The sequence below is a fragment of the Nonomuraea sp. NPDC051941 genome (assembly GCF_044593615.1).
Genome location: NZ_JBIUCF010000002.1, coordinates 1 through 25,372 on the forward strand (window position 1 = coordinate 1; position 25,372 = coordinate 25,372).

Genomic DNA, 25,372 nt, shown 5'->3' on the forward strand with positions numbered 1-25,372 from the left:
CGAAGGTCCGCCACATCACCAGTTGGATCCGCCGCCGCCCCGACAAGCTTGATGCCGACGAGCAGGTCAGACTCAAGGAGGTACGTGCGGCTTGCCCAGATCTGGACGCGCTGCGCGGCCACGTCGAGGAGTTCGCCAAGATCCTCACCAGACGACAAGGCGACCGCCTCAACGGCTGGATCGCCAGCGTCCGCAGCGATGACCTGCCCCACCTGCATACCTTCGTCAACGGTCTCGAACGTGACCACGCCGCCGTCGTGGCCGGACTCACCCTGCCCTACTCCTCCGGTGTCGTCGAAGGCAAAGTCTGCAAGATCAAATTCCTGAAACGGCTCATGTTCGGCCGGGCAAGCTACGATCTCCTCCGGAAAATGGCCCTGCTGAACTGAGCCCAGGATCACCGAACGTGATCACTCCCCGCCAAGTGCGACAGACCCATTTACCGCCGGAACTTACACCGAGACCACGCAGCGGATCTACGCGCTGGTCGGCATCGACGATGCGAGCCGCGCGGTAGGCGAAGGGGCCGGTGACCGTCAGGAACCCACGGGTGAGGCGCCTGCCGAGGACGATGACGACATCGACTCCGGCCTCCTGGCGTTGATCAAGTCCGCGCCGGGCAACGTGAGCCTGGAGTCGATCATGACCGAGATCCGCAAGCTGGCGGCGGCTCGCTCGATCGAACTGCCGCCCGGGTTGTTCGCCGACGTGGCGCCCAAGGTGCTGGCCGCCTGGCGGGCCCGGGCGGCGGTGGAAGCGCCCTCCCACATGCGCACGCATCCGCGCGAGCTGACGTTGCTGCTGCTGGCGGCGCTGGTCCAGGAGCGGGAGCGGGAGATCACCGACGCGCTGGTGGAACTGCTGATCGCCACCGTGCATCGGATCAAGGCGCGGGCCGACAGCAAGGTGACCAAAGAGCTGATCAACGCGTTCAAGCGGGTGACCGGCAAGGAGAACATCCTGTTCAAGGTCGCCGACGCCGCGCTCGGCCAGCCCGACGATTCGGTCCGCCAGGTCATCTTCCCGGCTGTCAGCGGTGGCGAGCAGACGCTGCGCGATCTGGTGCACGAGTTCAAGACCAAGGGGCCGGCCTACCGAACCACGGTGCAGACGACACTGCGTGCCTCCTACACCAACCACTACCGGCGCGGCCTGATCGCGCTGCTGGACACCCTGGAGTTCAAGAGCAACAACACCGCCTTCCAGCCGGTGATCGAGGCGCTGAAGTTGATCCGCCGCTACGCCAAGGCGGGCAACACCACCTACTACCCGCGCGGCGAGGTGGTGCCCGAGCACCGCGGCACCGCCGGTGAGTGGGAGGACCTGGTGTTCAAGAACGACAAGCGCGGGCGTCGGCGGGTGGTGCGGATGGTGTATGAGATCGTCACCTTCCAGGCACTGCGCGAGGCCCTGCGGTGCAAGGAGATCTGGGTGGTCGGCGCTCATTCCTTCCGCGACCCGGAGGAGGACCTGCCCAAGGATTTCGCCGCCCGCCGCGTGGAGAACTACGCCGAGCTGCGCAAGCCGCTGGACCCGAAGGACTTCATCGCCGAGTTGAAGGCCGAGATGCGCGCCGAGCTGGAGGCGCTCGACACCGCGCTGCCGAAGCTGGACTGGTTGGCGATCTCCGAGCGTAAGTCCGGCGCGATCAAGCTGACGAAGCTCGGCCCGGCGGATGAGCCGCGGAACTTGCGCCGGATCAAGAATGAGGTGGGGCGGCGCTGGGGTTCGGTCCCGCTGATCGACATGCTGAAGGAGGCGGTGCTGCGCACCGGCTGCCTGAAGGCGGTCACCTCGGTGGCGGGCGGCTCCAGCCTCAAGCCCGAGGTCCTGGCCGAGCGGCTGATGCTCGCGATCTTCGGGTACGGCACCAATACCGGGATCTGGGCCGTGGCCTCCGGCGGTCACGCCCACAGCGAGGACGACATCCGCTACGTCCGGCGCCGCTACCTGACCCCGCAGGTCGCCACCGACATCGCGATCGCCATCGCGAACGCCACCTTCACCGCCCGGGACGTGGCGCTGTGGGGCGAGGGGACGACCACGGTCGCCTCTGACTCCACGCATGTGCGCGCCTACGATCAGAATATTTTCACTGAGTGGCATTCGCGGTACGGCCGCGGCATCCTCATCTACTGGCACATCGAACGCGGGTCCATGGTCGTGCACTCCCAGACCCTGCGCGCCTCGGCCTCGGAGGTGCACGCCATGATCGAGGGCGCGGTCCGGCACGGCACCACCATGAAGGTCGAGGGCAACTACGTCGACTCCCACGGCCAGACCGAAATCGGGTTCGGCGTGACCCGGCTCTTGGGCTTTGACCTGCTGCCGCGCATCAAGCAGATCAACAAGGTCAAGCTGTACCGGATCGAGAGCGGCGAGAGCGAGCTGTACCCGCGGCTGACGCCGGCGATGACCCGGCCGATCCGGTGGGACCTGATCGAGCAGAACTACGACCAAATGATCAAGTACGCGACCGCGATCAAGCAGGGCACCGCCTCCACCGAGGCGATCCTGCGCCGCTTCACCGAGTCCGCCTCCCACCCGACCTACCAGGCCATGCTGGAGGTCGGCAGGGCGCAGAAGACCATCTTCGTTGCCCGCTATCTGCGCCTGCGCGAGCTGCAGCGGGAGATCCAGGAAGGGCTCAACGTGGTGGAGTCCTCCAACGGAGCGAACTCGGTCATCTTCTACGGCAAGGGCGGCGACATCGCCACCAACCGGCGCGAGGAGTTGGAGATGAGCGTGTTGTGCCTGCGCATCCTGCAGGCCGCACTCGTGTACATCAACACCCTGATGCTCCAAGATGTCCTGGCCGACCTCGAATGGGCCACCATGCTCAAACCCGCCGACCAGCGCGGGCTGACCCCGCTGTTCTGGCAGCACGTCCAGCCCTACGGCGAGGTACGGCTGGATGTGGCCAAGCGCCTGCCGCTCGGCGGCGCTGCGCAAGCTCCGGAGGCGGGCAACCCGGACTAGCTTCATGATCGTGGTAGGGCGTGCGCGCCCCTGGCAGGACGGCGCCGGGTTCCGGACGATCGGCGTACGCAGACGAATCGAATCTGCCCTGTGGGCTTGACCTTGACGCTGCGGGACGCCCGGGCGGCTTGACAGCCGCGGCGCAAGGTTGCATGGTTACGTACACATGTAGCTAACCAGTTGGGCGGCTAAGCCAACGATGGACGACGACCGACCGATCTTCCTTCAGATCGCCGAGCTGATCGAGAACTCGATCATCGACGGGTCGCTGGTGGAGGAGGCCCAGGTCCCGTCCACCAACGAGCTTGCCGCCTTTCACCGGATCAACCCGGCCACCGCGGCCAAGGGCGTCAACCAACTCGTGTCGGAGGGAACGCTCTACAAGCGACGCGGCATCGGCATGTTCGTCGCCGGTGGCGCCCGGGCCAGGCTGCGCGAGCGGCGACGGGAACGGTTCACCGAACAGTACGTGGAACCCCTGCTCGCCGAGGCGCGCAAGCTCGGCATCGGCCACGACGAGCTGATGAAGATGATCGATTCATTCGGTGCGGTTGTCGGGAGGGAGCTGGGATGACGGCGGTGGTAACCGCACACGGGGTGACCAAGCGCTTTGGTGACGTCACGGCGCTCGACGACGTGAGCTTCGCGCTGGCCGAGCACACGATCTACGGCCTGCTCGGGCGCAACGGGGCGGGCAAGACCACCCTGATGCAGATCCTCACCGGGCAGGCGTTCGCGTCGTCGGGGAACGTGTCGGTCTTCGACGCGCCACCGGTGGAGAACCCGGCCGTCCTGTCGAAGGTCTGTTTCGTCCGGGAGAGCCAGCGCTACCCCCACGTCTACACCGTGCGCCACGTCTTTCGCACCGCACGACGGCTGTTTGCGAACTGGGACGACACGTTCGCGCACGGCCTCGCCGCGGACTTCCAGCTGCCGGCCGGGCGGCTGGTCCGCAGGCTCTCGCGGGGCATGCTGTCGGCCCTCGGCGTGACCGTCGGGCTGGCCGCGCGGGCGCCCCTGACGTTCTTCGACGAGCCGTACCTCGGGCTCGACCCGGCCGCCCGGCAGCTTTTCTACGACCGCCTGCTCGCCGACTACGCCGGGCATCCCCGCACCGTGGTGCTGTCCACCCACCTCATCGACGAGGTGAGCGATCTGGTCGAGCGGGTGCTGCTCATCGACCGTGGCCGACTGCTGCTCGACGAGGACGCCGACGACCTGCGCGGGCGGGCGGTGGCGGCCACCGGACGGGCGGAGGCCGTGGACGGGTTCGCCGCCGGACGCACCGAGTTGCACCGCGAGCGGTTGAGCGGCCAGGTCCGGTCGACCATCCTCGGTGGGCTCGGACCGCACGCGAAGACGCTCGCGCAGGCGCTGAACGTCGAGCTGGAGCCGCTGTCGTTGCAGCAACTCGTGGTCCGCCTGACCGTACCGCCGACGGCAACGGCGCCGGCGGACCGGGAGGCCGCCCGATGAACCGCATCCGCCAGGTGGCTCGTCTCCAGATGCCGGCCTGGCCGCAGATCCTGGGCTGGACGTGGGGCATGACGGCCGTCGCGTTCGGCATCAACCTGTTGGCCTTCATGGCGAACTACGACCCGGGCGACGGCGTGACGAACACCGGCGGCCTGGTCAGCCTGTGCGGCGTCGCGATCGGGATGGCCGTCGTCTCGGTCACCCAGATCTTCCCGTACGCGCTGGGCATGAGCGTGACCCGCCGGGAGTTCTACCTGGCCTGGTCGCTGCTCGCGGTCGTCCAGTCGGTGCTCTACGCGCTGGTGCTCTGCCTGCTGCGCGCCGTGGAACAGGCCACCGGCTACTGGGGGGTGGGGATGCGCTTCTTCGGCCTGCCGTTCATGGATGACGCCCACCCGGTGCTGCTCCTGCTCGGGTACGCGGTACCCATGCTGGTCGTGACCCACCTCGGGATCCTGCTCGGCACGTTGTACCTGCGCTGGGGCACCACCGGCGTCCTGGCCAGCCTCACCCTGGCGTTCACAGCGCTCGGGCTGGCCGCCGCGCTGATCACGTGGACCCGGCAATGGCACGCGATCGGCCGCTGGTTGCTCGACCAGTCCCCCACGGCGCTGCTCGCCGGCTGGCCGGTCCTGGTGGCCGCCGCGTTCGCGGTCGGCGGGTACAGGCTCATCCGCCGTGCCACGGCGTAGGCGCGGCGGGCACTCGGCCGCTCCGGACACCGGACAACGCGAACACCAACATCCGCCCGTGATGGGCCGCCAGATTGTCAGCCCTGTCCGCCCGCGTCCTTGGGAGAGATGCAATGACGAACAACAACAACACGCCCCCGCCCGCCGCAGGTCTCGGGATCTGGGCAAATCTCGGGATCTGGATCGCATTTGGCGCTGCCTTCGGCCTCCTCGTCGGCGTCGTCGTCGGGGGTTTTTTCGACAACTTCACTTACGGTGTCGGGCTAGGTTCGTCCATCGGTCCGGGCCTGGGTGTGGCCGCCTGGGCCGTCTTCATCGCGCCGCGAAGGAATGCCCGCCGCGACTCCTGAACGTCGAACCCGAGTATCGGCTACGGGGTCGTAGGCGCCACCGGGAAGTCCAGCAAGCAACGCAACGGCGCTGGCGATGGTGGCCGCGTCAGATGATCGCGCCCCGGCGGGCCGAGATCTGGTGGCGGTTGAGTTGGATCAGCAGCCGGCGCGGAGCGCGCCACCACCATGGCGATGTGGTATCGGTACAGCTTGGTCGAACCGACGCCAGGCCAAGCGGTGTTCCATACTCGGCTCACACTCAGCGTCATCGACGCAGCCGGTGGTCCAGGCGCTCCCGGCGTCGCGGCTGCCGTCATAGCACTCGCCGACCGGATCGTCGACTGGGCGGATGGCTACGCTGCCCGTCGTGTTGAGGTGTCCAGGTCTCGCGGTCATAGGTCTTCGACGTAGCCGGCGGCGATGTCGTCGGGTGGGTTGGTGTACAGGCGCAGGTAGCGGTCGTTGGCGTGGCCGAGGCGGCGCTCGAGTTCGGCGCGGTTGTGGCCGGAGGCCTGCGACAGACCGAAGGCGAAGGTGTGCCGGGCGTCGTGCGGGCGCAGGGCGCCGAGCTTGCGGTCGGGGTCGGGCATCTGGGCGTCGTGCAGGCGGCCGACCTCGCCGACGATGGTGTTGATGGAGCGGGCCGAGAGGCGGCCGTCGGGGCGGCGGGCGGCGATGGAGGCGGCCGACAGCAGCAGCGCGGCCGGGCCGGCGCTGGCGGCGGCGTCGCCGGGCCGCTCCTGGTCGAGGTAGTCGGCCAGCGCCTGGCGGGCGTCGCGGCCCAGGAACACGGTGCGGCTGGTGCGGCCCTTGCCGCGCACGCCGACAAGGCGCGCCTTCTTGGCCTGGCGCAGCCGCTCGGGGGCGGCCGGCTCCAGCTGGTCCAGGTCCAGGCCGACCAGCTCCGCGCGGCGCAGCCCGGTGCCGAACAACAGGTAGATGATGGCCCGGTCGCGCAGCGGGCGAGCGTGGGCGTGCACCCGGGGCGTGGCGGCGCCGCGGTGACGGCGGCCTTTGAGCTCGTGGAAGGTCTCGATCCGGTCCACGACGTTCTTGACGGTGCGCACCTGGGCGGCGGCCAGCGCTCGCGGCTGCGGGGCGGGCAGTGGTAGCGGGGGGACTTTCTTGGTCGGGTCGCCGTGGCGCAGCAGCCCTTCGGGGGCGTGCGCGGTGATCCAGGTGAACAGCGCTGACAGGTGCGCGAGGTGGTTGTTGACGGTCGCGGGCGCCATCGGCGCGGGCATGTTGTCGCGGCCGCGGTTGCCGGCGGCGGCCAGGTGGTCGCGCCAGGCTGTGATCTCGCGCGGGGTGACGGCCGAGAGCCGGTCGTGCCCGAGGCCGCCGGTGATCCAGGCACCGAAGCGCTCCAGGTGCCGGGAGATCTTGGCGGTGACCTCAGCTGAGCGGACTCCGCGCACGGCGAGATCGAGGTAGCGCTCCGTCCAGACTGGGAGGCTGTCGTCGGCCGGATCGAGGCGTTCGGGAATCCCGATCACCTTTCGTGAAGTGATTTTGGCGTGATCCTGCCCGACGAGCAGGGTGTGCGGCTCGAATATTCAGCCACAGCGTCCGACCTGCGGGTTCGTAGACACGCTGGATCTCCAGCTCCCCCGGTTCGAGCAGTCGCTCAACCGGTTTTGAGCAACCGCTCAGACGGTAACGATCAAGAGCTGCAAGCCTGCCAAGGCCCTGCAGGTCAGCGCATGAATCAAATATTCGAGCCCTACAGGGTGCAGTCGTGCCGTCACGAGCTTCTCGACCGCTGCCTCGTATGGAACGAACGCCATCTTCGGCACGCCCTGCGCGAGTACGAACGCTTCTACAACCAACACCGAGCACATCAAGCCCTGAACCAAGCAGCCCCACTGCGTCCCACCCCGGACCCGATCACAGACCCGAACGAATCATCGACCTGAACATACGCCGACGAGACAGGCTCGGCGGCGTCCTCCACGAGCACTCACATGCGGCTTGAACTGCATGGATTGAGTTTTCGGCAGGCGCAGTGGTGACCGTTCGGTTTCCCTGGGTTCTCCGGACCACGAACCCGAGCGGAGGGCCTGGAACGGCCCCCAGTCCACATGCATGGACCGGGGCCGTTCGTCGTCGGCGGGCTTGGTCTGCCTCTCCTTGGGAGGCTGCGGGTCACAGGCTGCGGGTCACAAGCTGCGGGCGGAGATGTCGCCGTTGGAGGTGGTGGCGTGGATGTCGAGTTCGGCGGTGCCGTCGTTCTTGAGGGCGTTGGTGATACGGCCGTAGGTGGTGCCGGCGTCCAGCGCGGCCGAGACCCCGGCGGCGGCGGCGATCGCGATGTCGCCGGACTGGGTGCGGAGCACGACCTTGCCGCCGCCGGCCTCGGCGATGCGGATGTCGCCCCGTGCGGTGCTGATCTCCGCGGGGCCGCCCAGCCGGCCGACCTCGACGTCGCCGTCGGTCGCGGTCAGGCGCAGGCTCGCGATCTCCTCGAGCGTGATCTGGCGGTACGCGCCGTCGAAGGCGACCTCGCCGAGGCGGCCGACGGTCCGGAGTTCGGCGGCGGCCGCCTTCGCCTCGATGCGGGAGCCGGCGGGCAGCTTGACGGTCACGTCGATGGATCCGGACGGGCCGAGGTACTGGTTCTTCACCGAGGTCTCGATCCGCAGGACGCCGTCGGCGTAGGCCACCGTGGTCTCCTCGGCCGCCTTCACGTCACGGCTCTTGGAGGGGTTCGTGGGCCGGACCTCGACCGCGGTGTCGGCCTGGTCGGCGGCGATGAGCCGGACGCGTCCCGCGGGGATGTGCAGGACGGCGGCGATCGGGGCGGGGGTGTCGAACTTCTGCATCGTGTGCTCCTTGTGCGGCGTTTCTTTCGATGCCCCAACGATCGCCGACCGCTCTGATACCGGGCTGTCGCCGTCCTGACGCCGCCGCTGACATCCGGCGGGCCTCTTGCGTGCGTTCAGGGCGAGGCCGGCGCCTGGCCCTCGCCAGTGGTGTCGGGGTGGCCGACCATCACCGGCATCACGTACCGAACCCACGCCGTCTTCTTCTTCGGGGTCCCCGTAGCTTCGGCCGAAAATCCAACACATATGCCTCTGGCCTGCATGGACGGGCCGGCCTCAGGTCTGGCCCACCAGCCCGAGGCCTCTCCATAGGCGCAGGTCAGCGGCATATCCGTTGGATCCAGCGCCATTACTACCGGGACCCCTGTTGGCCACGTTCATCGCGGACATGACCATCGTCGACGAATCGGCCGCCCGCGCCGCGATCAACGAAGTCATCGCTGCCGAATGAAAGATCACCAGAACGTCATTTCCTCACATGCTGCAGCCATGCCGAGTCGCGACCGTCGTGGATATCCCGGCGCCGCAAACGTGATGCACAAGGACTGTCCGGCATGTCACGATCAACATCATTTGGGGAAGGGCCTAACGATGATCATCCGAGAGTGTCGCGAGAGCGACCTTCCCTTGCTGGAGCTCCACATCCCATCCGGTCGCAACCGCACTCACGAAGTCCACTTCCACCGTCAACAGCAGGGACTCAGCACATTCCAGACCGCCTGGATCGACGATGTCCCAGTAGGATTCGGAGAGGTTCGGTGGCGCGGATGCGCGGCGGCTGAAGCACATGAACGCTACCCCGACTGCCCCGAACTCAACGGCCTATCCGTCTGGCCGCCACAACGACAGTCTCACGGCATCGGCACCGCCATCATCCATGCAACCGAGGCTCTAGCAGCTCAACGCGGCTATCGCCACATCGGCCTGGGAGTCGATGACAAGAACCACCGCGCGGCCACGCTCTACTTACGGCTCGGCCACCAGGAAACCGGCTGCCGATACCTTGACCGCTACCACCGTATCGATGACCACGGCATCAGACAAGAAGTCGCCAACCCATGCCGGTTCCTGATCAAGCCGCTACAGAACATGGATGACCAACGGTTCTCAAGGTGAGTTCGTCGGATCTTCTCCGCCTGGCCGGGTTACGCCCCGCCGCCCAACAATGACCATTCGCCCGGCAAGATGCACATCAAGCCGTCAGCCTGCACACCAAGACCCCGCCGGACACGTCCAGCGGAGTCTTTTCACGCAGCTGCATCACCACTGCGAATGTCGCGTTCATCACCATCTTGAGTAACCGGCAACAGTCATCGTGAGCCTCTCGGGCGCGGGAAGATCGTCTGGCCTGCTGTTGCCCGCAGGCCCTGGACGGGTTCACGCACCGGGCTCATGGCCGTCGAGAACTCGATTCGCCCCATCGGGAAACAGCAGGCATGACACGAACCCCACCGGAGGAGATGGTCGAGGCGGACGACGCCGAGCTCATCCGCCGGTCAATCGACGACCCGGAGCAGTTCGCCGGCGTGTTCGACCGGTATGTCGAGCAGATCCACCGCTACGTCGCGCGGAGGCTGGGCGTGCAGGCCGCCGACGACATCGCGGCGGAGACGTTCCTGACCGCCTTCCGCTGCCGCGCCTCCTACGATCACGCGCAGCCGCTGGCCAGGCCGTGGCTGTACGGCATCGCGACCAACCTCATCGCCAGGCAGCGGCGCGATGAGGAGCGGTTCCTGCGGGCGCTGACGCGTACCGGTGCGGAGCCGCCGCCTGAGTCGATGGCCGACGCGGTGATCGGGCGCGTGGCCGCGCAGGCCGAGGACCGTCGGCTAGCAGGGGCGCTGACGGGCCTGGCCAGCGGTGATCGCGACGTGCTGCTGCTGGTGGCGTTGGCAGAACTGGCCTACGACGAGGTGGCGCAGGCGCTCGACATCCCGATCGGGACCGTGCGCTCGCGCCTGCACCGGGCCCGCAAACAGGCGCGGGCCGCCCTCGGCACCGGCTATCACACGAGAGAGGACGCATGATGGACGAGTTCGGACGGTTCCTCGAGGCCACCCCGGCAATCACCGGCGAGGCGAAGGCGGCGGCGCGCAGCCGGTTGCTGCAGGCCATCCGTGAGCCGGTCCCCATGTCGCCGATGCCCCCGCCGATGTCCCCGCCGAGGCGGCGCAGACCGCGCCTGGCCTGGCGTCTGGCGCTGGCCGCGTCGGTCGCGCTGGCCGTCGGCGCGGGCCTCCTCGCGGTACGCGGCGATGAACAACCTGCCATCATCCCAGTCGCCGGCGTTCAGGAGCTCGGCGACAAGGCGGCCAGGAGCGCCGAGACCGATCCGTACAAGATCACTCGGTCGCCGGGCCGCTGGCTGTACGTGAAGCAGACGATCGCTCCGCTCCGCAAGGAGCCGGAACCCGAGGTGGATCGCGACAAGCGCATGACTCTTGAGACGTGGCACAGCTTGGACGGCAAGCAGCTGGCGTTGGACGACGGACGGGGCAAGCTCGTCACGGAGGAGTACGGCCCCGGCCTCACGGGCGCGGACCTGGCCAGGGCGCCGGTCACCCCCGAGGAAATGATCGCCAGGATCGGGGCGAGCGTCGATGCGACTCCCGTGAAGGAGGGCCACGACGCCGACGCGACCAGGCAGGAGCGGATCTTCCGGACGATCTCCCAGTTGCTGGGCGAGCAGCCGTTGGTCGCCGACGTGCGGGCCGCGTTGTTCCGGGCGCTGCCCATGATCCAGGGGGTTTCGGTCAAGCAGGACGCGATCGACGCGGCAGGCCGCCGCGGGGTCGCGTTCGACTACACGGGAGCCTGGGAGCGCTTCGAGATCATTGTGAGTGCGCAGGACTACCGGTTCTTGGGGACGTATGGCGAGAGCGTCGCCGATCGCACGTTCCCCATCAGCAAGATGACGGTTAGGGCAGGCACGCCTACAGAGTGGACCGCGAAGATGGAGAGCCAGGTTGTCGATAGGCCGGGGGACCGGCCGTAGAGCGTGTTCGGCTACGCCGGTGAGGACACGGAGAATGCAAAAAATGCCGCGCTTCGCCGTCTGATCGCACAACATCGCAGAGTTGGAAGCGATCTTTCCGCTTCCTCATAAGCCCCAGCTCAAGTGCACTCGTGAACGCCCTTCATACGAGGCCATTGGCTGGATCGACGACAAGCCTGCGCCGCGGGAATGAGGTACGCGGCGGCCCCATCCGAATCCTCGCGTACCGACATCCCACATGCTCAGGGTGAGGCACGGTTCCCGTTCTCACCCTGAGACAGGATCACGCGAAGATCGATTCATACACCACGTCCGTGGACGTGACCCGGCCATCGCGAGGTGGTGTTCTCGCTTGTCCAGCGATTGGTGCTGTGCTTGTTCGGCCTGCTGGCGGTGCTGGCCCGCCTCCAGCGCGCGGACCCACCCGGCGTCTCCACGTCTCCCACCGTGAAGCCCATCATCACCGTCGTCCCGATCCGGGGTGGGTTCGCCGGACATTACCCATGTCCCCTCGCAGGCAGTTTCATGCCCGGCAAGGCGAGCGGACCCGATGAGACTCTTCCTCGACCGTCGCCTGCAAGCAGCCATCGGGCAGCCCTAGAAATCTGCTCGCGTTGCCCCACAGAATCGCCTCACGTTGGTCGCATGAGAGGAAGTCGGATCGGCGTACGACATCGCCCACCGGGCGTTCCCCGAGCGGGTAGGGGTAGTCGCTTCCCACCATGACCTGAGAGGCGCCGAGAGTGTCCATGAGCATGCGGAGCGCGGCGGGTTCGAAGATCACGGAGTCGACGCTGAAGCGTCTCAGGTACGCCGACGGCGGCTCCCGAGAAGTGGCGATGATGTCGTGGCGCTGACGCCAGGCATTTTCGAACCGGCCGAGCCAGAACGCGAACGACCCACCGCCGTGCGCGAAGCAGATCCGCAACGTGTCCGGCACCTTGTCAAACGTCCCGCCGAGGATCATGGCGATGATCGACAAATGGGTCTCCATGGGCATGCCGGCCAGCCATTGCCCCATCCAACGGTCCAGGCGGGGCGATGCGGGCATGTCCCAGGGGTGGACGAACACGGGGACACCGAGTTCCGCGGCATGCTGCAGGAAGGTCACCACGCCTGCGTCGTCGAGGTCCCGGTCGCCGACGTGGTTGCCGATCTCCACACCCCGGTGCCCGGCGGCCACGCATCGGTCAAGTTCGCGGCAGGCGGCATCCGGATCCTGCAGCGGGACCTGCGCGAAGGGCAGGAGCCTGCCCTGGCCGGGGGCGCAGATCTCGAGCGTCAGGTCGTTGAAGATACGGGCTACCTTTTCGGCTTCCGCGCCCGGCAGGTCATAGCCGAAGAAGACGGGAGTCGGCGAGACCACCTGGATCGAGACTCCGTCGTCGTCCATGTCCGCGAGGCGAGCCTGGGGGTCCCAGCAGTTCGACCTGACGCGCCGGAACTCTTCCGCCCCGACCATGATCATCGCTTCCCGCTCGGAGTCGACGCGAAGCCATGGCCGCCCTTCTCCCAGATAAGGCCAGCTGCGCGGAACAGCGTGCGAGTGGATGTCGATGATGCCGTGACTGTCCGGCATGCGGTCAGCCCTTGCCCGGGTGGAGGGCACCGCAATGGTCGCAGGTGCGGGCTTTCTCGTCGCCGTAGAACTGCTCGAACACTGGAGGGAGATCGGCGACGATGTCGCGAACCTGGAGCTCTGCCTCGTGCACCTGGTGGTTGCATCGAGGGCAGAACCAGACGAACTTCTCCAGCGTTCCCTCTTCGCGGATGCGCTCGATGACCACGCCGATCGAGCCCTCCTCCGGGCGCTGCGGCGAGTGGGGGATGTTGCGGGGCAACATCCACATCTCGCCTTCGTGGATGTCTATCCGCTCGGGCCCGTTGTCGGTCATCAGATTGACGTGCATGTTGCCCTTGTACTGGTAGAACCACTCTTCGTACGGGTCGATGTGGAAGTCCGTCCGCTGGTTGGGCCCGCCGATCACCTGGACGATGAAGTCGCCCATCGGCATCCATACCTGCTTGTTGTTGACCGGCGGCTTGAGCAGGTGCCTGTTCTCGTCGATCCACGCCTGAAAGTTGACGACGGGAGGGACGGTCATCGTGTTACCTCCTGGTCCGATGCGTTGTTCAGGTAGGCGACAGCCTGGACCTCGATGAGCAGGTGCGGGTGCGGCAACTGGTGCACCGCCACGGTGGTCCGGGTCGGCCCTGACCCGTCGAAGTACTCGGCGTATGTCGTGTTGTAGTCGTGGAAGTCGTTCATGTTGACGAGGTACGTCGTGAGCTGCACGAGATCGTCCAGCGAAGCGCCGACGGAGCCGAGGATGACGCGGATGTTCTCGATCACGGCTCGGGTTTGGGCTTTGATGTCAAGCCTCGTGACGCCCCATTCGTCGATGTCCACCCCGACGAAGGTGTCGTCCGGTCGCCTGCTGCTGGTGCCGGAGACGAAGACGAGGTCGCCTGCCACCTTGACGTGAGGGAACCTGCCGCGCGGCGTCGCCATGCCCGCAACCACCTTCGACTCAACCAAGGCGCTTGTCCGTTCTCATGGTCACTTGCCCCAAGCCGGCAACGGTTGCCCGGATGACGGAGCCGGCCTGCAGCGGGGCCGCTGCCGTGGCCGCACCGGCCAGGATGATCGTCCCCGCTGGCAGGGCCAGCCGGTGTCGGCGGGCGAGGCGTTTCACGGCTGCCAGCGCTCGGAGCGGATCGCCGAGGATCGCGGCTGTGGAGCCGGTCTCCGCGATGTGACCGTCGATCTCGAGTACGACTGCCGTGTTCGCAAGGTCGTCACGCACTTCATGCAGGGTGCGCCAGGGGCCGAGGGCGAAACCCGCGGCAGAGGCGTTGTCCGCGACGACGTCCTGGAGGCTGAAGGTGAAGTTCCGATAGCGGCTGTCAATGACCTCCACAGCCGGTGCGACCTCTGTCGTGGCGATGAGCGGGTCCGATGCCGGGTCGTCGGGATCGACATCACGGCCGAGCCGGAACGCGACCTCGGGCTCGATCCGCGGGTGGATCAGACGTGCGCAGTCGAGAGTGCCTCCGTCCTCCACCTGCATGGACTCCGTGAGCGTGCCGAGGATCACGTCTGAGACGCCCATTTGCGCCGCTTTGGCCTTGCTGGTGAACCCGAGCTTGACACCGACCGGGCAGTCGGCGCGCTCGGCGCGCAGGGCGACGCCGGCCCGCTGCACGGCGTAGGCCTCCTCGAGGGTAAGCTCGACATCGGTGGTCAGCTGACGGATGGCGGTAGCGTTCAGCACGGCGTCGTCCAGGCGGGCCGCCAGGTCCTGTAGTGGGATCGTCACGACACGGACTCCTTCGCGAGCAGGTCGAGCGCCACATCCGTGATCATGTCTTCCTGGCCGCCGACCAACTGACGGCGACCGACCTCCAGCAGGATTGCGCGGGCGTCGAGACCATAGCGTTCGGCGGCCCTTTCGGCGTGGAGCAGGAAGCTGGAGTACGCACCGGCATAGCCCAAGGTCAGAGTCTCGCGGTCGACGCGGACCGGACGAGCCTGGAGCGGCCGGACGAGACCCTCCGCGGCGTCCTGCAGTGCGAACAGATCGCACCCGTGCTCCCAGTTCAGGAGATCGGCCACCGCGACGAACGCCTCGAGAGGGCAGTTGCCCGCGCCCGCTCCCTGCCCGGCCAGCGAGGTGTCGACCCGTACCGCGCCGTTCTCGACGGCGGCCACGCTGTTCGCGACGCTCAGTGAGAGGTTCTCGTGGGCATGGACCCCGATCTCGGTCTCCGGGAGCAGGACGTCCCGATACGCACGCACGCGATCGGCCATGTCAGCCGTCGTGAGTCGGCCGCCGGAATCGGTGACATAGACACAGTGGGCGCCGTAGGACTCCATGAGTTTCGCCTGCTGAGCCAGGCCTTCGGGCGAATTGAGATGGCTCATCATCAGAAAGCCGGAGACATCCATGTCATGCTCACGGGCCCAGGCGATGTGCTGGGCGGCGACATCCGCCTCCGTGCAGTGCGTGGCGACGCGGACGCTGACGACGCCCAGGTCGCGGGCGCGCTTGAGATCCTCTATCCGTCCGATTCCCGGCAACAACAGGCTGGTCAGCCTGGCATTCCGCACGACGCCGGCAGCAGCCTCGATCCACTCCCAGTCGGTGTGAGCACCATGGCCGTAGACCACGGACGATCCACCGAGCCCGTCGCCGTGCGCCACCTCTATCGCATCGACGCCGGCGGCGTCGAGTGCCGCCGCGGTCGCCGCAAGCTGTTCCACCGAGTACTGATGGCCTACAGCATGCATGCCATCACGCAAGGTGACATCCTGGATGTAGACATCCTTCCGGCTGGTCACCACGCCCTTGCCTTCCTCCGTCGCGATACCAGATGCTCCGCGGTCCGCATCGCGGCCGAGGTCATGATGTCGAGGTTGCCCGCGTAGTCGGGAAGATAGTGGCCGGCTCCGGCGACCTCGAGAAACACCGACACTCTCGTGCCCTTGAAAGGGCGGCCCAGCGCGGGCACGAATGCGTGTTCCACGGCGTCGAATTGCACCGCCCGTTTGAGCCGGTAGCCGGGAACGTAGGTCTGCACTTCGGCGACCATCGCCTCGACAGACTCGCTGATCGCCCGCTCGTCAGCCTCCTCGACCAGGCAGAACACCGTGTCGCGCATGACCAGCGGCGGTTCCGCCGGGTTGAGCACGATGATCGCTTTGCCGCGTTCGGCCCCGCCGATCTTCTCGATCGCGGCCGATGTGGTCTCGGTGAACTCGTCGATGTTGGCCCGTGTGCCCGGTCCGGCCGACCTCGAGGCGATGGACGCGACGATCTCCCCGTACGCCACCGGAGTCGTGGCGGAAACCGCGGCGACGATGGGCACCGTCGCCTGTCCACCGCAGGTCACCATGTTGAGGTTGTCGGCCTCGAGGTTCATGTCCAGGTTGACCGGGGGCACGACGTACGGGCCGATTGCGGCAGGGGTAAGGTCGATCATGGTCTTGCCGTGCGCCCGTACGACCTCGTAGTTGTGCTTGTGCGCGCCTGCCGAGGTCGCGTCGAAAACAATCTTGACCTCTTCGAACTCCGGCATCCGCGCCAGACCGTCGACGCCTTCGTGCGTGGTCGCGATCCCGAGCCGCCGGGCCCGGGCCAGGCCGTCGGAGGCCTCGTCGATGCCGGCCATCGCGGCGACGTGCAACTCCTTGGACAGGCGACTGACTTTGACCATGAGGTCCGAGCCGATGTTGCCGGAGCCGATGATGGCCACTGCGACCGTCATGCGTCTTCTCCTTGTGTAAAGACGGCGCTGACCTGTCCCAGACCGGACAGCCGCGCGCAGAAACTTCCCGGTGTCGTGACAGGCACGACCGGGCCGAGGGCTCCGGACAGGATCACGTCGCCCGCCCGGAGCGGCGTCTCCTGGGTGGCCAGCGCTCGGGCCAGCCACACCACTGCGGCGACCGGGCTGCCGAGGCAGGCCACGCCGGCTCCGGTGGAAACCACCTGATCAGCCGTCTCGATCGCCATGCCGATGGCGGGCAGATCGACCTCGCTCAGCGCCCGCGGGGTCGTGCCGAGCACGAAGGCTCCCCCCGAGGCGTTGTCGGCGATCGTGTCCGTGACCCTGATGTCCCAGTCAGTGATGCGCGAATCCACCACCTCTATCGCGGGAAGGACGAAAGCGGTCGCACGAATCACGTCTGCGACGTTGGCCATCTCGACGTCGAGGTCGCGATCGAGTACGAAGGCGACCTCGGCCTCCACTCGGGGCTGGAGGAAACGACTGAGCGGGATGGGTTCCCGATCGGCGTAGGCCATGTCGTCGAGGAGGGCACCGTGGTCGGGGCTTCCCACTCCGAGCTGGGCCTGCACTGCGCGGGAGGTCAAGCCGATCTTACGGCCGACGATGCGGCGACCCGCATCGAGCCGGGCCTGGGTGACCATCTCCTGCACGCGGTAGGCGGCGATCTGGTCGGCCTCTCCGATCAGGTCGCGAAGGGGCTCGCAGGGGGTGTGCGAGGCATCCGCCTGGATGAGCCGCTCGGCAGCAGTCTGGAAAGCGTTCACAACTGAACGCACACATTCGTCGGCTCGGTGTAGAAGTGCAGCGAGTGCACCCCGCCCTCGCGGCCGATCCCCGACAGACCGATACCCCCGAACGGTGAGCGAAGGTCCCGCAGGTACCACGTGTTGACCCAGGCCATTCCGACCCGCATCGCTTGCGCGACCCGGTGTCCGCGCTCGATGTTCTGCGTCCACAAGCTGGCCGCGAGACCGTAAGCCGTGTCGTTCGCCAGCCGGATCGCCTCTTGTTCGGTGTCGAAGGGGACAAGAGCGGCCACTGGGCCGAAGACCTCCTCTCGGAGGACGCGATGGGTGTTGTCGAGCCCGGTCCACAGCGTCGGCTCGATCCAAGCGCCACCCGAGAGCTCGGCCCCCAGATCCGGGACCCCGCCGCCGGCCACCACCTCTGCGCCTTCCTGGACCGCGAGGTCGAGGTAGGAGCGGACCTTCTGCCGGTGAGCGTGGGAGATCAGGGGTCCGGTCGTCGTCTCGGGGTCCGCCGGTCGGCCCAGCTTCAGGGCACGAGCCTGCTGGGCGAGGCCGGAGGCGACGTCGTCGAACACCGAACGCTCGACGTAGACCCGCTCGGTGCACAGACAGACCTGGCCGGTGTTGAGGAACACCGAGCGCGACAACCCGGCGATGGCGGCTTCGAGATCTGCGTCGGCGAAGACCACGGCGGCGTTCTTGCCGCCCAGTTCGAAGGAGACCGGGCGCACATGTGGGGATACGGCGCGCATGATGGCCGACCCGGTGGCGGTTTCGCCGGTAAAGGTCACGCCGTCGATGCCGGGGTGAGTAGTGAGATACTCACCGACCGACCCGGGGCCGAACCCGTGGACGACGTTGTAGACGCCGTCGGGCGCTCCCGCCTCGATCATGATTTCGGCCAGCAGGGTCGCGCTGGATGGGGTTTCCTCCGACGGCTTGACCACCACGGCGTTCCCGCATGCGAGTGCCGGGGCGACCTTCCAGGTCAGCAGCAAGAGCGGAAGGTTCCACGGCACTATCACGGCGACCACGCCAAGGGGCTTGTTGATCGCGTAGTTGAGCGCCTTACGCCCGCCGGGAACATCGGTGAGGAAGGATTCGATGCCGGACGATCCCACTACGTCCGCGAATGCCCGGAAGTTCATCGCCGCGCGGGCGACATCGAGTTCGCGGACCAGTGACTCGGGCTTGCCGGTGTCGCGTACCTCGGCGGCCACCAGGTCGTCGAAGCGGTCCTCGATGCGATCGGCAATTCGCCGCAGCAGTTGGACGCGCGCGCTGACCGAGGTCTGGCCCCACGCGCCCTGCATCGCCTTGCGCGCAGCGGCTACGGCAGCGTCGACCGTGTCCCGTCCCGCCTCATGCACCGTGGCGGCGAGTGAGCCGTCTACCGGGTCGATCTTGTCGAACGACGCCGTACCGGATACGAACGTGCCGTCGACGAAGCACAACAGCTCCGGCGGCCGAGTGGTTGGCATAGCCTCGACGTTAGGTCCGCGACCTATGCCCGTCTAATGCCAGTTGTCACCTTCGCTATGTCTATATGCGCATATCTTGCTGGCATGCTCTCTGACAAGCTTCTGGACGGCCGGCTCAAGATCCGTCATCTCACCTTGGTGACGACCATCGCTGACCACGGCACCCTCATCTCCGCGTCCAAGGCGCTGCATGTCACCCAGCCGGTGATCACGCGAGGACTGCGAGAGGTGGAGGAGATTCTCGGGGTGTCGTTGTTCCAGCGTGGCCCGCGAGGCGTTACCCCGACGATCTATGGGAGCAGTTTCGTCACGCACGCGCGCACGATCCTCGCCCAACTGCGCCAGGCCGGCGGCCAGATCGACCTGCTGATCCACGCGGATGTCGGGAGGGTTCGGGTCGGGACCCACCTCGCCGGGTCCAATGTCCTGCTCCCGCATGCGATCACGAGCCTCAAGGCGGAGCACCCGAGACTCACCGTCGAGGTGCAGGAGGCGACGCCCGATCTCCTCTACAACGCCCTGCTCGCCGGCGAGACCGACATGGCCGTCGGCCGGCTCCGGGCGACGGCACCGGCTGGGCTGCACCAGGAGCGGCTGTATGTCGAGCCGATCCTGCTCGTCACCCGCACAGGGCACCCGGCACAGAACCTCAGCCGCCCGCGACTGGCGGATCTGACCAAGTTCCCGTGGATCCTGCCGGTGGAACAGACTGCCCTGCGTGCCGAATTGGAGGAGGCGTTCCTCCATGACGGCGCCGCCGTGCCGCAGGACATCGTGGAGTGCACCTCGATGCCCCTCGTCCGCGAACTGCTCATGTCGACGGACCGGATCGCCGCGCTGCCCTCCCTGATCGCGAAGAGCGACGACCGGCTCGCCCTTCTCGATACCGGCCTGGGGTCGATCAGTAGATCCATCGGGGTCACGGTGCTTGCCGGCCTTCCTCTCGTTCCCGCTGCGGGAACCTTGCTCCAGCACCTGCGCTATGCAGCCAGGGACCTGGAACACTGACACGCGCCGCACCCGTACGATCACCCCATACCATCGCCGGCACCGCTCGAGATCGGGCTTCCGCCGCAGATCTCGAGCGGTCAGCGCCGCGCAGGTCTCACCGTCACCAAGGCATCCGTGTAGATGCCTCTCATCGGTGAGATGGTCGGCATCGCCTTCTTTTCGCGATCGACACATGGCTGGTCTGTCATCATCTCGGCTGGACCCGGTGAGGATCCGCCGCTCCAGGGACCCCGCCTCAAGCGGTCCATACATCGGCTAGTGTCCCGATCATGACAGCACGCCTACGCTCGGTCGAAGAGGACGATCTGCCCTTCCTTCACCGGCTCACGAGCGATCCCGACAGTACGGGCGAGTTCCAGTGGTACGGCTTCCAAAATCCCCACCGCATGCGCGAGCGCTGGCAGGACAACGGGATGCTGAGCGACGACGGCGGCATTCTGATCATCGCGAACGGCGACGACAGAGTCGGCTTCGTGTCGTGGGGCAAGCAGGTCGCCAACCGTGCCAGCTACTACTGGTCGATGGGGCTGATCGTGGCGCCGGAGCAACGCGGCCAGGGGCATGGCACCCAGGCGCACCGACTGCTCGTGCGCTACTTGTTCGACCACTCGGTGGCCAACAGGATCGAGGCGTCCACGGAGATCACCAACCTGGCGGAGCAGCGGGCGCTGGAGAAGTCAGGGTTCACGCGAGAGGGCGTCCTGCGCGGCTGTGGCTTCCGCGCCGGCCAGTGGCATGACGGCGTGCTCTACAGCATGATCCGCTCGGATCTCGACGAGAAGCCTTAGCGCTGCGTTCCTCAAAGGAAGTGGAAGAAACGGCGGCGCCGCAGTGGCGGCGGTGGACGCCCTCGGCCCCAGGGCTTGGCCTGGGCGTTGAACTCGATGGTGGCGATGCGGATGGCGTGGTCGATGTCGTCGGGGCCGACGAAGCAGCGCCCGGCGATGACGCGCCGTCGGGAGATGCGTCACCAGGCCTCATGCAGGTTGAGCCGGCAGACGCCGACCGGGATGAAGACCTGCCGCATCCAGGGATGGCCTGCCAGTCATGCTGGGTGACGTACCTGTTGTGGCTGGACAAGGTCGTCGGTGGTGACGAAGATGGGGTCAGTGCCGGGGTTGGCGGTCCCGATCTTGGCGGGGAGCTGCTGGTAGTACAGCCTGCTACGGGACGGGACGGTCATGATGAGTGTGGTCCCGACGCCCTGCATGCGCATTTCGATGTAGGCCCACTGGCCAGGCCGGGGGGCGGTGAACGCCCGGTTCCCAGCTGCCTCGGCCGCCCGGCCGAGCAACGCCCGCGCATTGCCGGCCGGCATCGCCATTCCGGGCACGACAGGGCGCGGCGCCTCGACTCCTGCGGGGTTGATCAACAGCGTGACCGCGGAGATCATGGCAGCGAGCATGCCGATCGTGACAGCCCGCCGGCCCGCCCTGGGCAGGCGAACGCGACCGGCTCGCCGTGCCGCCGTCGCCGCGGCCCGCCGGAGAAGCGCGTCCCCGGCGGCGGTATGGGAATCAGGCGATGGCGGGGCGGGCTGTGGCCTTGCCTGACGCAGCGCCCCCAGATCAGCCTGCGGGTATTCGCCCGTGATCAACACTCCTTCCTGGTGAGCACCGGATCCAGCACGGCGCGGATCCTCGTGCGGGCACGGTGCAGCCGCGAACGGACCGTACCCGCCGTGACACCGAGCGCCCTGCCGCCTTCGTCGGAGGTCCGCTCGGCCCAGGCGATCAGCAGCAGCACGTCCCGGTCCCCGACCGGCGACTCAGCCGGCCGACCTCGAGCGGCGAAGGCGTCAAGCGAGTCCTCAACCCGCTCGGCGCGGTCCTCACCGGCTTCCCTCGCATCCTGGCCAACGTCCGGGGCCGGATCTCGGTTCGATGGTGGTGAGAGGTCAGGTTCGAGGCGATCCCGTACAGCCAGGGCCGGACGTCCGACCGGGACAGGTCACAGGTATCGCGGCGGTCGAACGCGATCAGGTACGTCTCAGCGGCAATGTCATCGACCAGCGGGCGCGACAGTCGCCGCTCGGCGTAGCCGTGAATCGGCGAATTATGGCGGTGGAACAGCGCGGCGAAGCATTCCGGCTGTTGTAAGGAGCATTCGATGAGCGCGGTGTCAGTCTCTCTCGCCATCGCGTTGGGTGTCATCGGTCGCCTTCCCCGGCGCAAATCTATCGCGCCTTTTTTGCCGATCGTTCCAAGAGTGTTCGCGGCTCCTGTCCTCACGGCTGCGCTCGATCGGGGCCCGCGTTGTTCGTAGAGTGAGGCTTTTCCACCCTGATGGCGCAGGTGATCAGGCGCGCGCCGGGGTGGTCAAACCCATCGCTTCAGCTCCCCGATCGCGGCTACCGTGTGCCCGCCACCACCTTTGCATCTCCAGAGCGCCGCCCCACCCGTCTGTTCTGGATACAACCCAAGGGAGTGTGCCGGGCAGATCGGCCAGGCTTTCCAATCCTGCTCGGCGATCACTGCCTGGGCGAGATCAGCGATCAGCGCAAGGGTGGCAACCGGTTCATGTTCTTCGCTGGCATGCAATCCGTGGCTGGAGTATCGCCCCTTGTACTCGACGCGCAGGTATCCGTGGTCGTCCCACTCCGGGGTGTCGAAGCCGAGCCGTCCGGCCATACCGGTCGCGTCCATGTCGCGCTGTACGGCGAGCACCGCGTCATCCAGCACCTTGTTGGTGGTCATGTCTTTATCTGGCACTTCATCCCACTTCGCGGACCTGAAGCACAAGGATCGCTTTGACGAGCTGACCTGCCAGAAGAGGGCAGCAGCGGAGTTTGCGCAGAATACGCCAGGTCTTCAACTGCGCATTGGCCCGTTCGCCTGGTCCGCGGAGCTTGGCGTGGGCGGCGTTGGCGGCCTTCTGTGAGGCGGGCTTGTTACGGCCCTTGTACGGCACGCGCACGTGCTCACCAGCACCGACGTAACCCTTGTCGGCCAGAGTGAACAGATCGGCAGCCTTCAGACGGCGCAGGATGCCCCAGATCCGGGCGGCTGCGAGGTCGTGGACCGAGCCGGGCAGGGAACCGGAAGTCCTCAAGGGTGCGCCGTCGGGTGTGGCCAGGACCTGGATGTTCATGCCGTGCTTCTTGTGCTTGCCGGAGTAGTAGGGCCGGTCGGCGGCCACTCGGTCGATCGCGATGAGGGTGCCAGTACCAGATAGGGGTAGCCCGCGCGCTTGGCCGCACGTAAGACCACATCCAGGCGGGGCGAGCGGCGGGCGAGCGGGAGATGGCCTCGCGGATGTAGCGCCAGGCAGTCGCGATGCCGACACCGAAGCCCGCCGCGGCCTCCGCCAGCGTCTCGCCTTTGCGCAGGTGGACGAGGACGAACAGGGCCTGCTGGCCGGGGTTGAGGCGGCGCCATGGCGAGCCGATCACCTTACGATGCCGGCGCAGGATGCCGGACAGGTAGGACAGGGTCTGAGGTGACAACGGCAGCGCGGCACGGTAGAAGAGCAACTCGGAGCCCCTGGATAAAGGTTGATCTTGGTCGACAACCCTTCTATCAGGGGCTCCTCTACTTGTCGATCAAGTTCTCCTGCACGGCATACCCTCGACCTGCGGTTTCAGGTTGGAAAACACTCAGTGGCCCCGCCAGGCGTTATGTCCCCCCGGCGTGGTGCAAAACGGCTCTCGCGTGAAGCTCTGCTGAGTTGAAGCCGAACAAGGGGATCCGCCGCCGCACCGACGTGGTCGGCGTCTTCCCGCACGGCGATGCCATCATCCGGCTGGTCGGCGTGGTGCTGGCCAAGCAGCACGACGAGTGGACCGAAGGCCGGCGTCCTCTCGGCCCGGAAATCCTCGTCGACTGCCGCAAAGCCGCCGAGAAAGCACGAGAAGACGCTGGTGACGTCAATGTGACTAATGATGCTATTGCTAGTCGAAGAGGATTTAGGCAAATCCCATGCACCACGATCCTGGATGCGACCCCAGCTCGGCCAGAACCCCTGCGGCGACGACGGTACGCTTCCGCCCCAATCGCGCCTCTCCTTGCGTACTAGTGACATATCCGCACGAAGCAGGTCTTTCGCCAGAAGTACCGACAAGATCCAACCTTGGATTCCAGGCTTGATCAACTCGTGACTTCGTGATGGGTGATCATGATCAGCTTGTGCATGGGCTGGTTGCCGAGCTGACCGTCTTGTCCTTCATCGAGTCCGGAACCACCGAGACCACCCGCACCCCCGGCCAGTCGGCGCCGATCACCAGTTGGACCAGCGGCCCGGCCTTGGCCTCCCCCGGGGGCGGCGTTGCCATCCGGTACGGCTCGCTGCTGGTCGGCTTGACCGGGCCCGCTATCGGAGTGCGCTTGTCCTTGCTCAGCCGGGCCGCCACCTGTTCGGCCGCCGCCGCGCCCTGATCGACGCGCTTGCCGTAACGGATCTGGGTGACGACGACCTGAGGTGCGTTACCGGTGGAGATTACGGAGAAACCCTGGGTGGCCAGTTCGTCTGCCGCTTGCTTGGCCATCCCCACCTTGCCGGAGCCGTTGAGCACCTGAAGCCGGATCTGGTCATGGGCCAGGACGGGCGCCGTCGGCCTGGCTGCAGCGACGCCAGATGGGGATGTGTTGGAGACTTCAACGTCAGCGCGCAGCCGGGCGAAGAGAGCTTCTGCCGCCGGTTGGGCCAACTGCACGCGGTTCTTGTCCTCGGTGTAGGCAGTCACTGGCACGGTGATGCCTTTCAGTGCACTTAGGCTCATGCCCTTGACGCTGCGGCCGATCTCCAGCATCTCGTCCAAGGTCAGCTCCTTGTCCACTGTGATGGCCTTGACTGCGGCCTGCAGGAAAGCGTTCAGCTTGCCTGGATCAGTGAGCAGGCCGCCGTCGGTCACCTTCTTGGCCACCTGCGTCAGGAAGATCTGCTGTCGCTTGATCCGGGACAGGTCGCTGCCATCGCCAAGGCTGTATCGCGCACGCACATACCCCAGGGCCTGCTCGCCGTTCACGACATGCTTTCCAGCGCCCAGCACGAACTTTGCTTTGGGGTCGTTGACCGGCTTGGGCAGGCAGATTGGGATGCCCTCGAGGGCGTCGATGATGGCCTTGAACCCGGTGAAATCGACCTTGACGAAGTGGTCCATGCGCAGCCTGGTCAGCGACTCCACCGTCCGCATTGCGCAGGCGATGCCCCCGTCGTTGAAGGCGGAGTTGATCTGCCGCAGCCCGGAGGCGATTGGACCATTCCGACGATCGCAAGCCGGGATAGTGGCCATCAGGTCGCGGGGGAAGCTAATGATGGTGGCTTTGTCCCGGTCGGGCGAGATATGCAGCAGCATCAGCGTGTCGCTGCGTTCTCCCGCACCGACGGTGGTCGCGCCATACTTGCGGTTGTCACCGTTGCGCGAGTCCGAGCCGACCAACAGCACGTTCAGCGCACCCGTCTCCGGCGGCCTCTCCTCGCCTAACGCAGCGGTGACATCCTCGCGGCGCAGCCCAGACTCCAGCGACCGATAGTAGAAGTAGGCCGCCAGCGCGGCCAGCACCACGATCACCGTAACGACACTAGAAGCCCAGTACGCCCAGTGG

The 25,372-nt window shown here is 66.8% G+C and carries 27 protein-coding genes and 2 pseudogenes; 12 read left to right on the top strand and 17 right to left on the bottom strand.

Translation table 11 applies throughout. The features are described 5' to 3' along the window. The 6 genes from ACIHFD_RS03975 to ACIHFD_RS04000 form a co-directional block, all read left to right on the top strand. Positions 1-389, top strand: a 389-nt coding sequence (locus ACIHFD_RS03975; RefSeq protein ID WP_397365477.1) for a transposase, incomplete at its 5' end; no start/stop codon positions are given. Between the two features lie 211 nt (positions 390-600). Then, positions 601-2,979: a Tn3 family transposase gene (locus ACIHFD_RS03980; RefSeq protein ID WP_397365478.1), complete on the top strand. Its 2,379-nt coding sequence runs from the start codon at positions 601-603 to the stop codon at positions 2,977-2,979. 199 nt (positions 2,980-3,178) lie between these two features. Beyond that, complete coding sequence (locus ACIHFD_RS03985; protein WP_397365479.1) at positions 3,179-3,553, top strand: GntR family transcriptional regulator; 375 nt, start codon at positions 3,179-3,181, stop codon at positions 3,551-3,553. Next, positions 3,550-4,455 carry an ABC transporter ATP-binding protein gene (locus ACIHFD_RS03990; protein ID WP_397365480.1) on the top strand — a complete coding sequence of 302 codons (906 nt, stop codon included), beginning with the start codon at positions 3,550-3,552 and terminating at the stop codon, positions 4,453-4,455. The genes ACIHFD_RS03985 and ACIHFD_RS03990 overlap by 4 nt, the downstream gene beginning before the upstream one ends. Next, positions 4,452-5,147 (top strand): hypothetical protein, encoded by a 696-nt coding sequence (locus ACIHFD_RS03995; protein WP_397365481.1) that lies wholly within the window; start codon positions 4,452-4,454, stop codon positions 5,145-5,147. Before ACIHFD_RS03990 ends, ACIHFD_RS03995 begins: the two co-directional genes overlap by 4 nt. Before the next feature lie 113 nt (positions 5,148-5,260). After that, entirely contained in the window at positions 5,261-5,497 is a 237-nt protein-coding gene (locus ACIHFD_RS04000) for a hypothetical protein (RefSeq protein WP_397365482.1), read from the top strand. A 374-nt stretch (positions 5,498-5,871) separates the two neighbouring features. Here the strand turns inward: ACIHFD_RS04000 and ACIHFD_RS04005 are convergent, their stop codons facing one another. The 3 genes from ACIHFD_RS04005 to ACIHFD_RS04015 all read right to left on the bottom strand — a co-directional run bounded on the left by ACIHFD_RS04005 (position 5,872) and on the right by ACIHFD_RS04015 (position 8,301). After that, entirely contained in the window at positions 5,872-6,975 is a 1,104-nt protein-coding gene (locus ACIHFD_RS04005) for a tyrosine-type recombinase/integrase (protein WP_397365483.1), read from the bottom strand. Positions 6,976-7,128: 153 nt separating this feature from the next. Continuing rightward, on the bottom strand, positions 7,129-7,311 hold the full coding sequence (locus ACIHFD_RS04010) for a hypothetical protein (protein ID WP_397365484.1): 183 nt from the start codon (positions 7,309-7,311) through the stop codon (positions 7,129-7,131). Positions 7,312-7,638: 327 nt separating this feature from the next. Then, entirely contained in the window at positions 7,639-8,301 is a 663-nt protein-coding gene (locus ACIHFD_RS04015) for a DUF4097 family beta strand repeat-containing protein (RefSeq protein ID WP_397365485.1), read from the bottom strand. A 447-nt stretch (positions 8,302-8,748) separates the two neighbouring features. Between ACIHFD_RS04015 and ACIHFD_RS04020 the strand changes: the two genes are divergently transcribed. The 3 genes from ACIHFD_RS04020 to ACIHFD_RS04030 all read left to right on the top strand — a co-directional run bounded on the left by ACIHFD_RS04020 (position 8,749) and on the right by ACIHFD_RS04030 (position 11,296). Then, entirely contained in the window at positions 8,749-9,417 is a 669-nt protein-coding gene (locus ACIHFD_RS04020; protein ID WP_397365486.1) for a GNAT family N-acetyltransferase, read from the top strand. A 320-nt stretch (positions 9,418-9,737) separates the two neighbouring features. Beyond that, the gene (locus ACIHFD_RS04025; protein ID WP_397365487.1) at positions 9,738-10,328 is read left to right on the top strand and encodes an RNA polymerase sigma factor; all 591 of its coding nucleotides are present in this window, start codon (positions 9,738-9,740) and stop codon (positions 10,326-10,328) included. Next, entirely contained in the window at positions 10,325-11,296 is a 972-nt protein-coding gene (locus ACIHFD_RS04030) for a CU044_5270 family protein (protein ID WP_397365488.1), read from the top strand. The genes ACIHFD_RS04025 and ACIHFD_RS04030 overlap by 4 nt, the downstream gene beginning before the upstream one ends. A 523-nt stretch (positions 11,297-11,819) precedes the next feature. On the opposite strand, the gene ACIHFD_RS04035 is transcribed toward ACIHFD_RS04030, so the two are convergent. The 8 genes from ACIHFD_RS04035 to ACIHFD_RS04070 are packed head-to-tail and all read right to left on the bottom strand — an operon-like array spanning position 11,820 to position 18,818. After that, positions 11,820-12,875 carry an amidohydrolase family protein gene (locus ACIHFD_RS04035; RefSeq protein ID WP_397365489.1) on the bottom strand — a complete coding sequence of 352 codons (1,056 nt, stop codon included), beginning with the start codon at positions 12,873-12,875 and terminating at the stop codon, positions 11,820-11,822. Positions 12,876-12,879: 4 nt separating this feature from the next. Beyond that, positions 12,880-13,401 carry a 3-hydroxyanthranilate 3,4-dioxygenase gene (locus ACIHFD_RS04040; RefSeq protein ID WP_397365490.1) on the bottom strand — a complete coding sequence of 174 codons (522 nt, stop codon included), beginning with the start codon at positions 13,399-13,401 and terminating at the stop codon, positions 12,880-12,882. Beyond that, positions 13,398-13,808: a RidA family protein gene (locus ACIHFD_RS04045; protein ID WP_397365491.1), complete on the bottom strand. Its 411-nt coding sequence runs from the start codon at positions 13,806-13,808 to the stop codon at positions 13,398-13,400. Before ACIHFD_RS04045 ends, ACIHFD_RS04040 begins: the two co-directional genes overlap by 4 nt. 19 nt (positions 13,809-13,827) lie before the next feature. Further along, positions 13,828-14,616 (bottom strand): 2-keto-4-pentenoate hydratase, encoded by a 789-nt coding sequence (locus ACIHFD_RS04050; RefSeq protein ID WP_397365492.1) that lies wholly within the window; start codon positions 14,614-14,616, stop codon positions 13,828-13,830. After that, on the bottom strand, positions 14,613-15,641 hold the full coding sequence (gene dmpG / locus ACIHFD_RS04055; RefSeq protein WP_397365493.1) for a 4-hydroxy-2-oxovalerate aldolase: 1,029 nt from the start codon (positions 15,639-15,641) through the stop codon (positions 14,613-14,615). Before dmpG ends, ACIHFD_RS04050 begins: the two co-directional genes overlap by 4 nt. Further along, a complete protein-coding gene (locus tag ACIHFD_RS04060) occupies positions 15,635-16,564 on the bottom strand; it encodes an acetaldehyde dehydrogenase (acetylating) (protein WP_397365494.1) in 930 nt (309 codons plus the stop codon). Before ACIHFD_RS04060 ends, dmpG begins: the two co-directional genes overlap by 7 nt. Continuing rightward, positions 16,561-17,352 (bottom strand): 2-keto-4-pentenoate hydratase, encoded by a 792-nt coding sequence (locus ACIHFD_RS04065; protein WP_397365495.1) that lies wholly within the window; start codon positions 17,350-17,352, stop codon positions 16,561-16,563. Before ACIHFD_RS04065 ends, ACIHFD_RS04060 begins: the two co-directional genes overlap by 4 nt. After that, positions 17,349-18,818 (bottom strand): 2-hydroxymuconic semialdehyde dehydrogenase, encoded by a 1,470-nt coding sequence (locus ACIHFD_RS04070; RefSeq protein WP_397365496.1) that lies wholly within the window; start codon positions 18,816-18,818, stop codon positions 17,349-17,351. Before ACIHFD_RS04070 ends, ACIHFD_RS04065 begins: the two co-directional genes overlap by 4 nt. Before the next feature lie 84 nt (positions 18,819-18,902). Here ACIHFD_RS04070 and ACIHFD_RS04075 point away from each other — a divergent pair, with 84 nt between their 5' ends. Further along, the gene (locus tag ACIHFD_RS04075; protein WP_397365497.1) at positions 18,903-19,826 is read left to right on the top strand and encodes a LysR substrate-binding domain-containing protein; all 924 of its coding nucleotides are present in this window, start codon (positions 18,903-18,905) and stop codon (positions 19,824-19,826) included. A gap of 272 nt (positions 19,827-20,098) precedes the next feature. Next, complete coding sequence (locus tag ACIHFD_RS04080) at positions 20,099-20,617, top strand: GNAT family N-acetyltransferase (RefSeq protein ID WP_397365498.1); 519 nt, start codon at positions 20,099-20,101, stop codon at positions 20,615-20,617. A gap of 257 nt (positions 20,618-20,874) precedes the next feature. Here ACIHFD_RS04080 and ACIHFD_RS04085 read toward each other — a convergent pair whose 3' ends face one another. The 5 genes and pseudogenes from ACIHFD_RS04085 to ACIHFD_RS04105 all read right to left on the bottom strand — a co-directional run bounded on the left by ACIHFD_RS04085 (position 20,875) and on the right by ACIHFD_RS04105 (position 23,301). Beyond that, positions 20,875-21,222 (bottom strand): hypothetical protein, encoded by a 348-nt coding sequence (locus ACIHFD_RS04085; RefSeq protein WP_397365499.1) that lies wholly within the window; start codon positions 21,220-21,222, stop codon positions 20,875-20,877. Positions 21,223-21,422: 200 nt separating this feature from the next. Further along, positions 21,423-21,575, bottom strand: coding sequence for a sigma factor-like helix-turn-helix DNA-binding protein (locus ACIHFD_RS04090; protein WP_397365500.1), 153 nt, complete (start codon positions 21,573-21,575; stop codon positions 21,423-21,425). Next, positions 21,563-21,982, bottom strand: a complete 420-nt coding sequence (locus ACIHFD_RS04095) for an RNA polymerase sigma factor (RefSeq protein WP_397365501.1) — start codon at positions 21,980-21,982, stop codon at positions 21,563-21,565. Before ACIHFD_RS04095 ends, ACIHFD_RS04090 begins: the two co-directional genes overlap by 13 nt. Before the next feature lie 165 nt (positions 21,983-22,147). Continuing rightward, entirely contained in the window at positions 22,148-22,525 is a 378-nt protein-coding gene (locus tag ACIHFD_RS04100; RefSeq protein WP_397365502.1) for a hypothetical protein, read from the bottom strand. Positions 22,526-22,541: 16 nt separating this feature from the next. Further along, positions 22,542-23,301 (bottom strand): annotated as a pseudogene (locus tag ACIHFD_RS04105) (transposase family protein). A 203-nt stretch (positions 23,302-23,504) separates the two neighbouring features. On the opposite strand from ACIHFD_RS04105, the pseudogene ACIHFD_RS04110 reads away from it, so the two are divergent. Continuing rightward, positions 23,505-23,646 (top strand): annotated as a pseudogene (locus ACIHFD_RS04110) (transposase); the annotation flags it as partial. A 300-nt stretch (positions 23,647-23,946) separates the two neighbouring features. Here ACIHFD_RS04110 and ACIHFD_RS04115 read toward each other — a convergent pair. Continuing rightward, positions 23,947-25,338 (bottom strand): LCP family protein, encoded by a 1,392-nt coding sequence (locus ACIHFD_RS04115; RefSeq protein WP_397365503.1) that lies wholly within the window; start codon positions 25,336-25,338, stop codon positions 23,947-23,949. Positions 25,339-25,372: the final 34 nt, after the last annotated feature.

Bases quoted from the DNA above. Each gene is read 5' to 3' on its own strand.
- ACIHFD_RS04025 (WP_397365487.1), top strand. From the start codon at position 9,738: ATGACACGAACCCCACCGGAGGAGATGGTCGAGGCGGACGACGCCGAG.
- ACIHFD_RS04045 (WP_397365491.1), bottom strand. From the start codon at position 13,808: ATGGCGACGCCGCGCGGCAGGTTCCCTCACGTCAAGGTGGCAGGCGAC.
- ACIHFD_RS04100 (WP_397365502.1), bottom strand. From the start codon at position 22,525: ATGACCACCAACAAGGTGCTGGATGACGCGGTGCTCGCCGTACAGCGC.
- ACIHFD_RS03985 (WP_397365479.1), top strand. From the start codon at position 3,179: ATGGACGACGACCGACCGATCTTCCTTCAGATCGCCGAGCTGATCGAG.
- ACIHFD_RS04080 (WP_397365498.1), top strand. From the start codon at position 20,099: ATGACAGCACGCCTACGCTCGGTCGAAGAGGACGATCTGCCCTTCCTT.
- ACIHFD_RS04035 (WP_397365489.1), bottom strand. From the start codon at position 12,875: ATGCCGGACAGTCACGGCATCATCGACATCCACTCGCACGCTGTTCCG.
- ACIHFD_RS04095 (WP_397365501.1), bottom strand. From the start codon at position 21,982: ATGACACCCAACGCGATGGCGAGAGAGACTGACACCGCGCTCATCGAA.
- ACIHFD_RS04000 (WP_397365482.1), top strand. From the start codon at position 5,261: ATGACGAACAACAACAACACGCCCCCGCCCGCCGCAGGTCTCGGGATC.
- ACIHFD_RS03990 (WP_397365480.1), top strand. From the start codon at position 3,550: ATGACGGCGGTGGTAACCGCACACGGGGTGACCAAGCGCTTTGGTGAC.
- ACIHFD_RS04020 (WP_397365486.1), top strand. From the start codon at position 8,749: ATGAAAGATCACCAGAACGTCATTTCCTCACATGCTGCAGCCATGCCG.
- ACIHFD_RS04075 (WP_397365497.1), top strand. From the start codon at position 18,903: ATGCTCTCTGACAAGCTTCTGGACGGCCGGCTCAAGATCCGTCATCTC.
- ACIHFD_RS03995 (WP_397365481.1), top strand. From the start codon at position 4,452: ATGAACCGCATCCGCCAGGTGGCTCGTCTCCAGATGCCGGCCTGGCCG.
- ACIHFD_RS04030 (WP_397365488.1), top strand. From the start codon at position 10,325: ATGATGGACGAGTTCGGACGGTTCCTCGAGGCCACCCCGGCAATCACC.
- ACIHFD_RS04040 (WP_397365490.1), bottom strand. From the start codon at position 13,401: ATGACCGTCCCTCCCGTCGTCAACTTTCAGGCGTGGATCGACGAGAAC.
- ACIHFD_RS04070 (WP_397365496.1), bottom strand. From the start codon at position 18,818: ATGCCAACCACTCGGCCGCCGGAGCTGTTGTGCTTCGTCGACGGCACG.
- ACIHFD_RS04015 (WP_397365485.1), bottom strand. From the start codon at position 8,301: ATGCAGAAGTTCGACACCCCCGCCCCGATCGCCGCCGTCCTGCACATC.
- ACIHFD_RS04060 (WP_397365494.1), bottom strand. From the start codon at position 16,564: ATGACGGTCGCAGTGGCCATCATCGGCTCCGGCAACATCGGCTCGGAC.
- ACIHFD_RS04085 (WP_397365499.1), bottom strand. From the start codon at position 21,222: ATGATCTCCGCGGTCACGCTGTTGATCAACCCCGCAGGAGTCGAGGCG.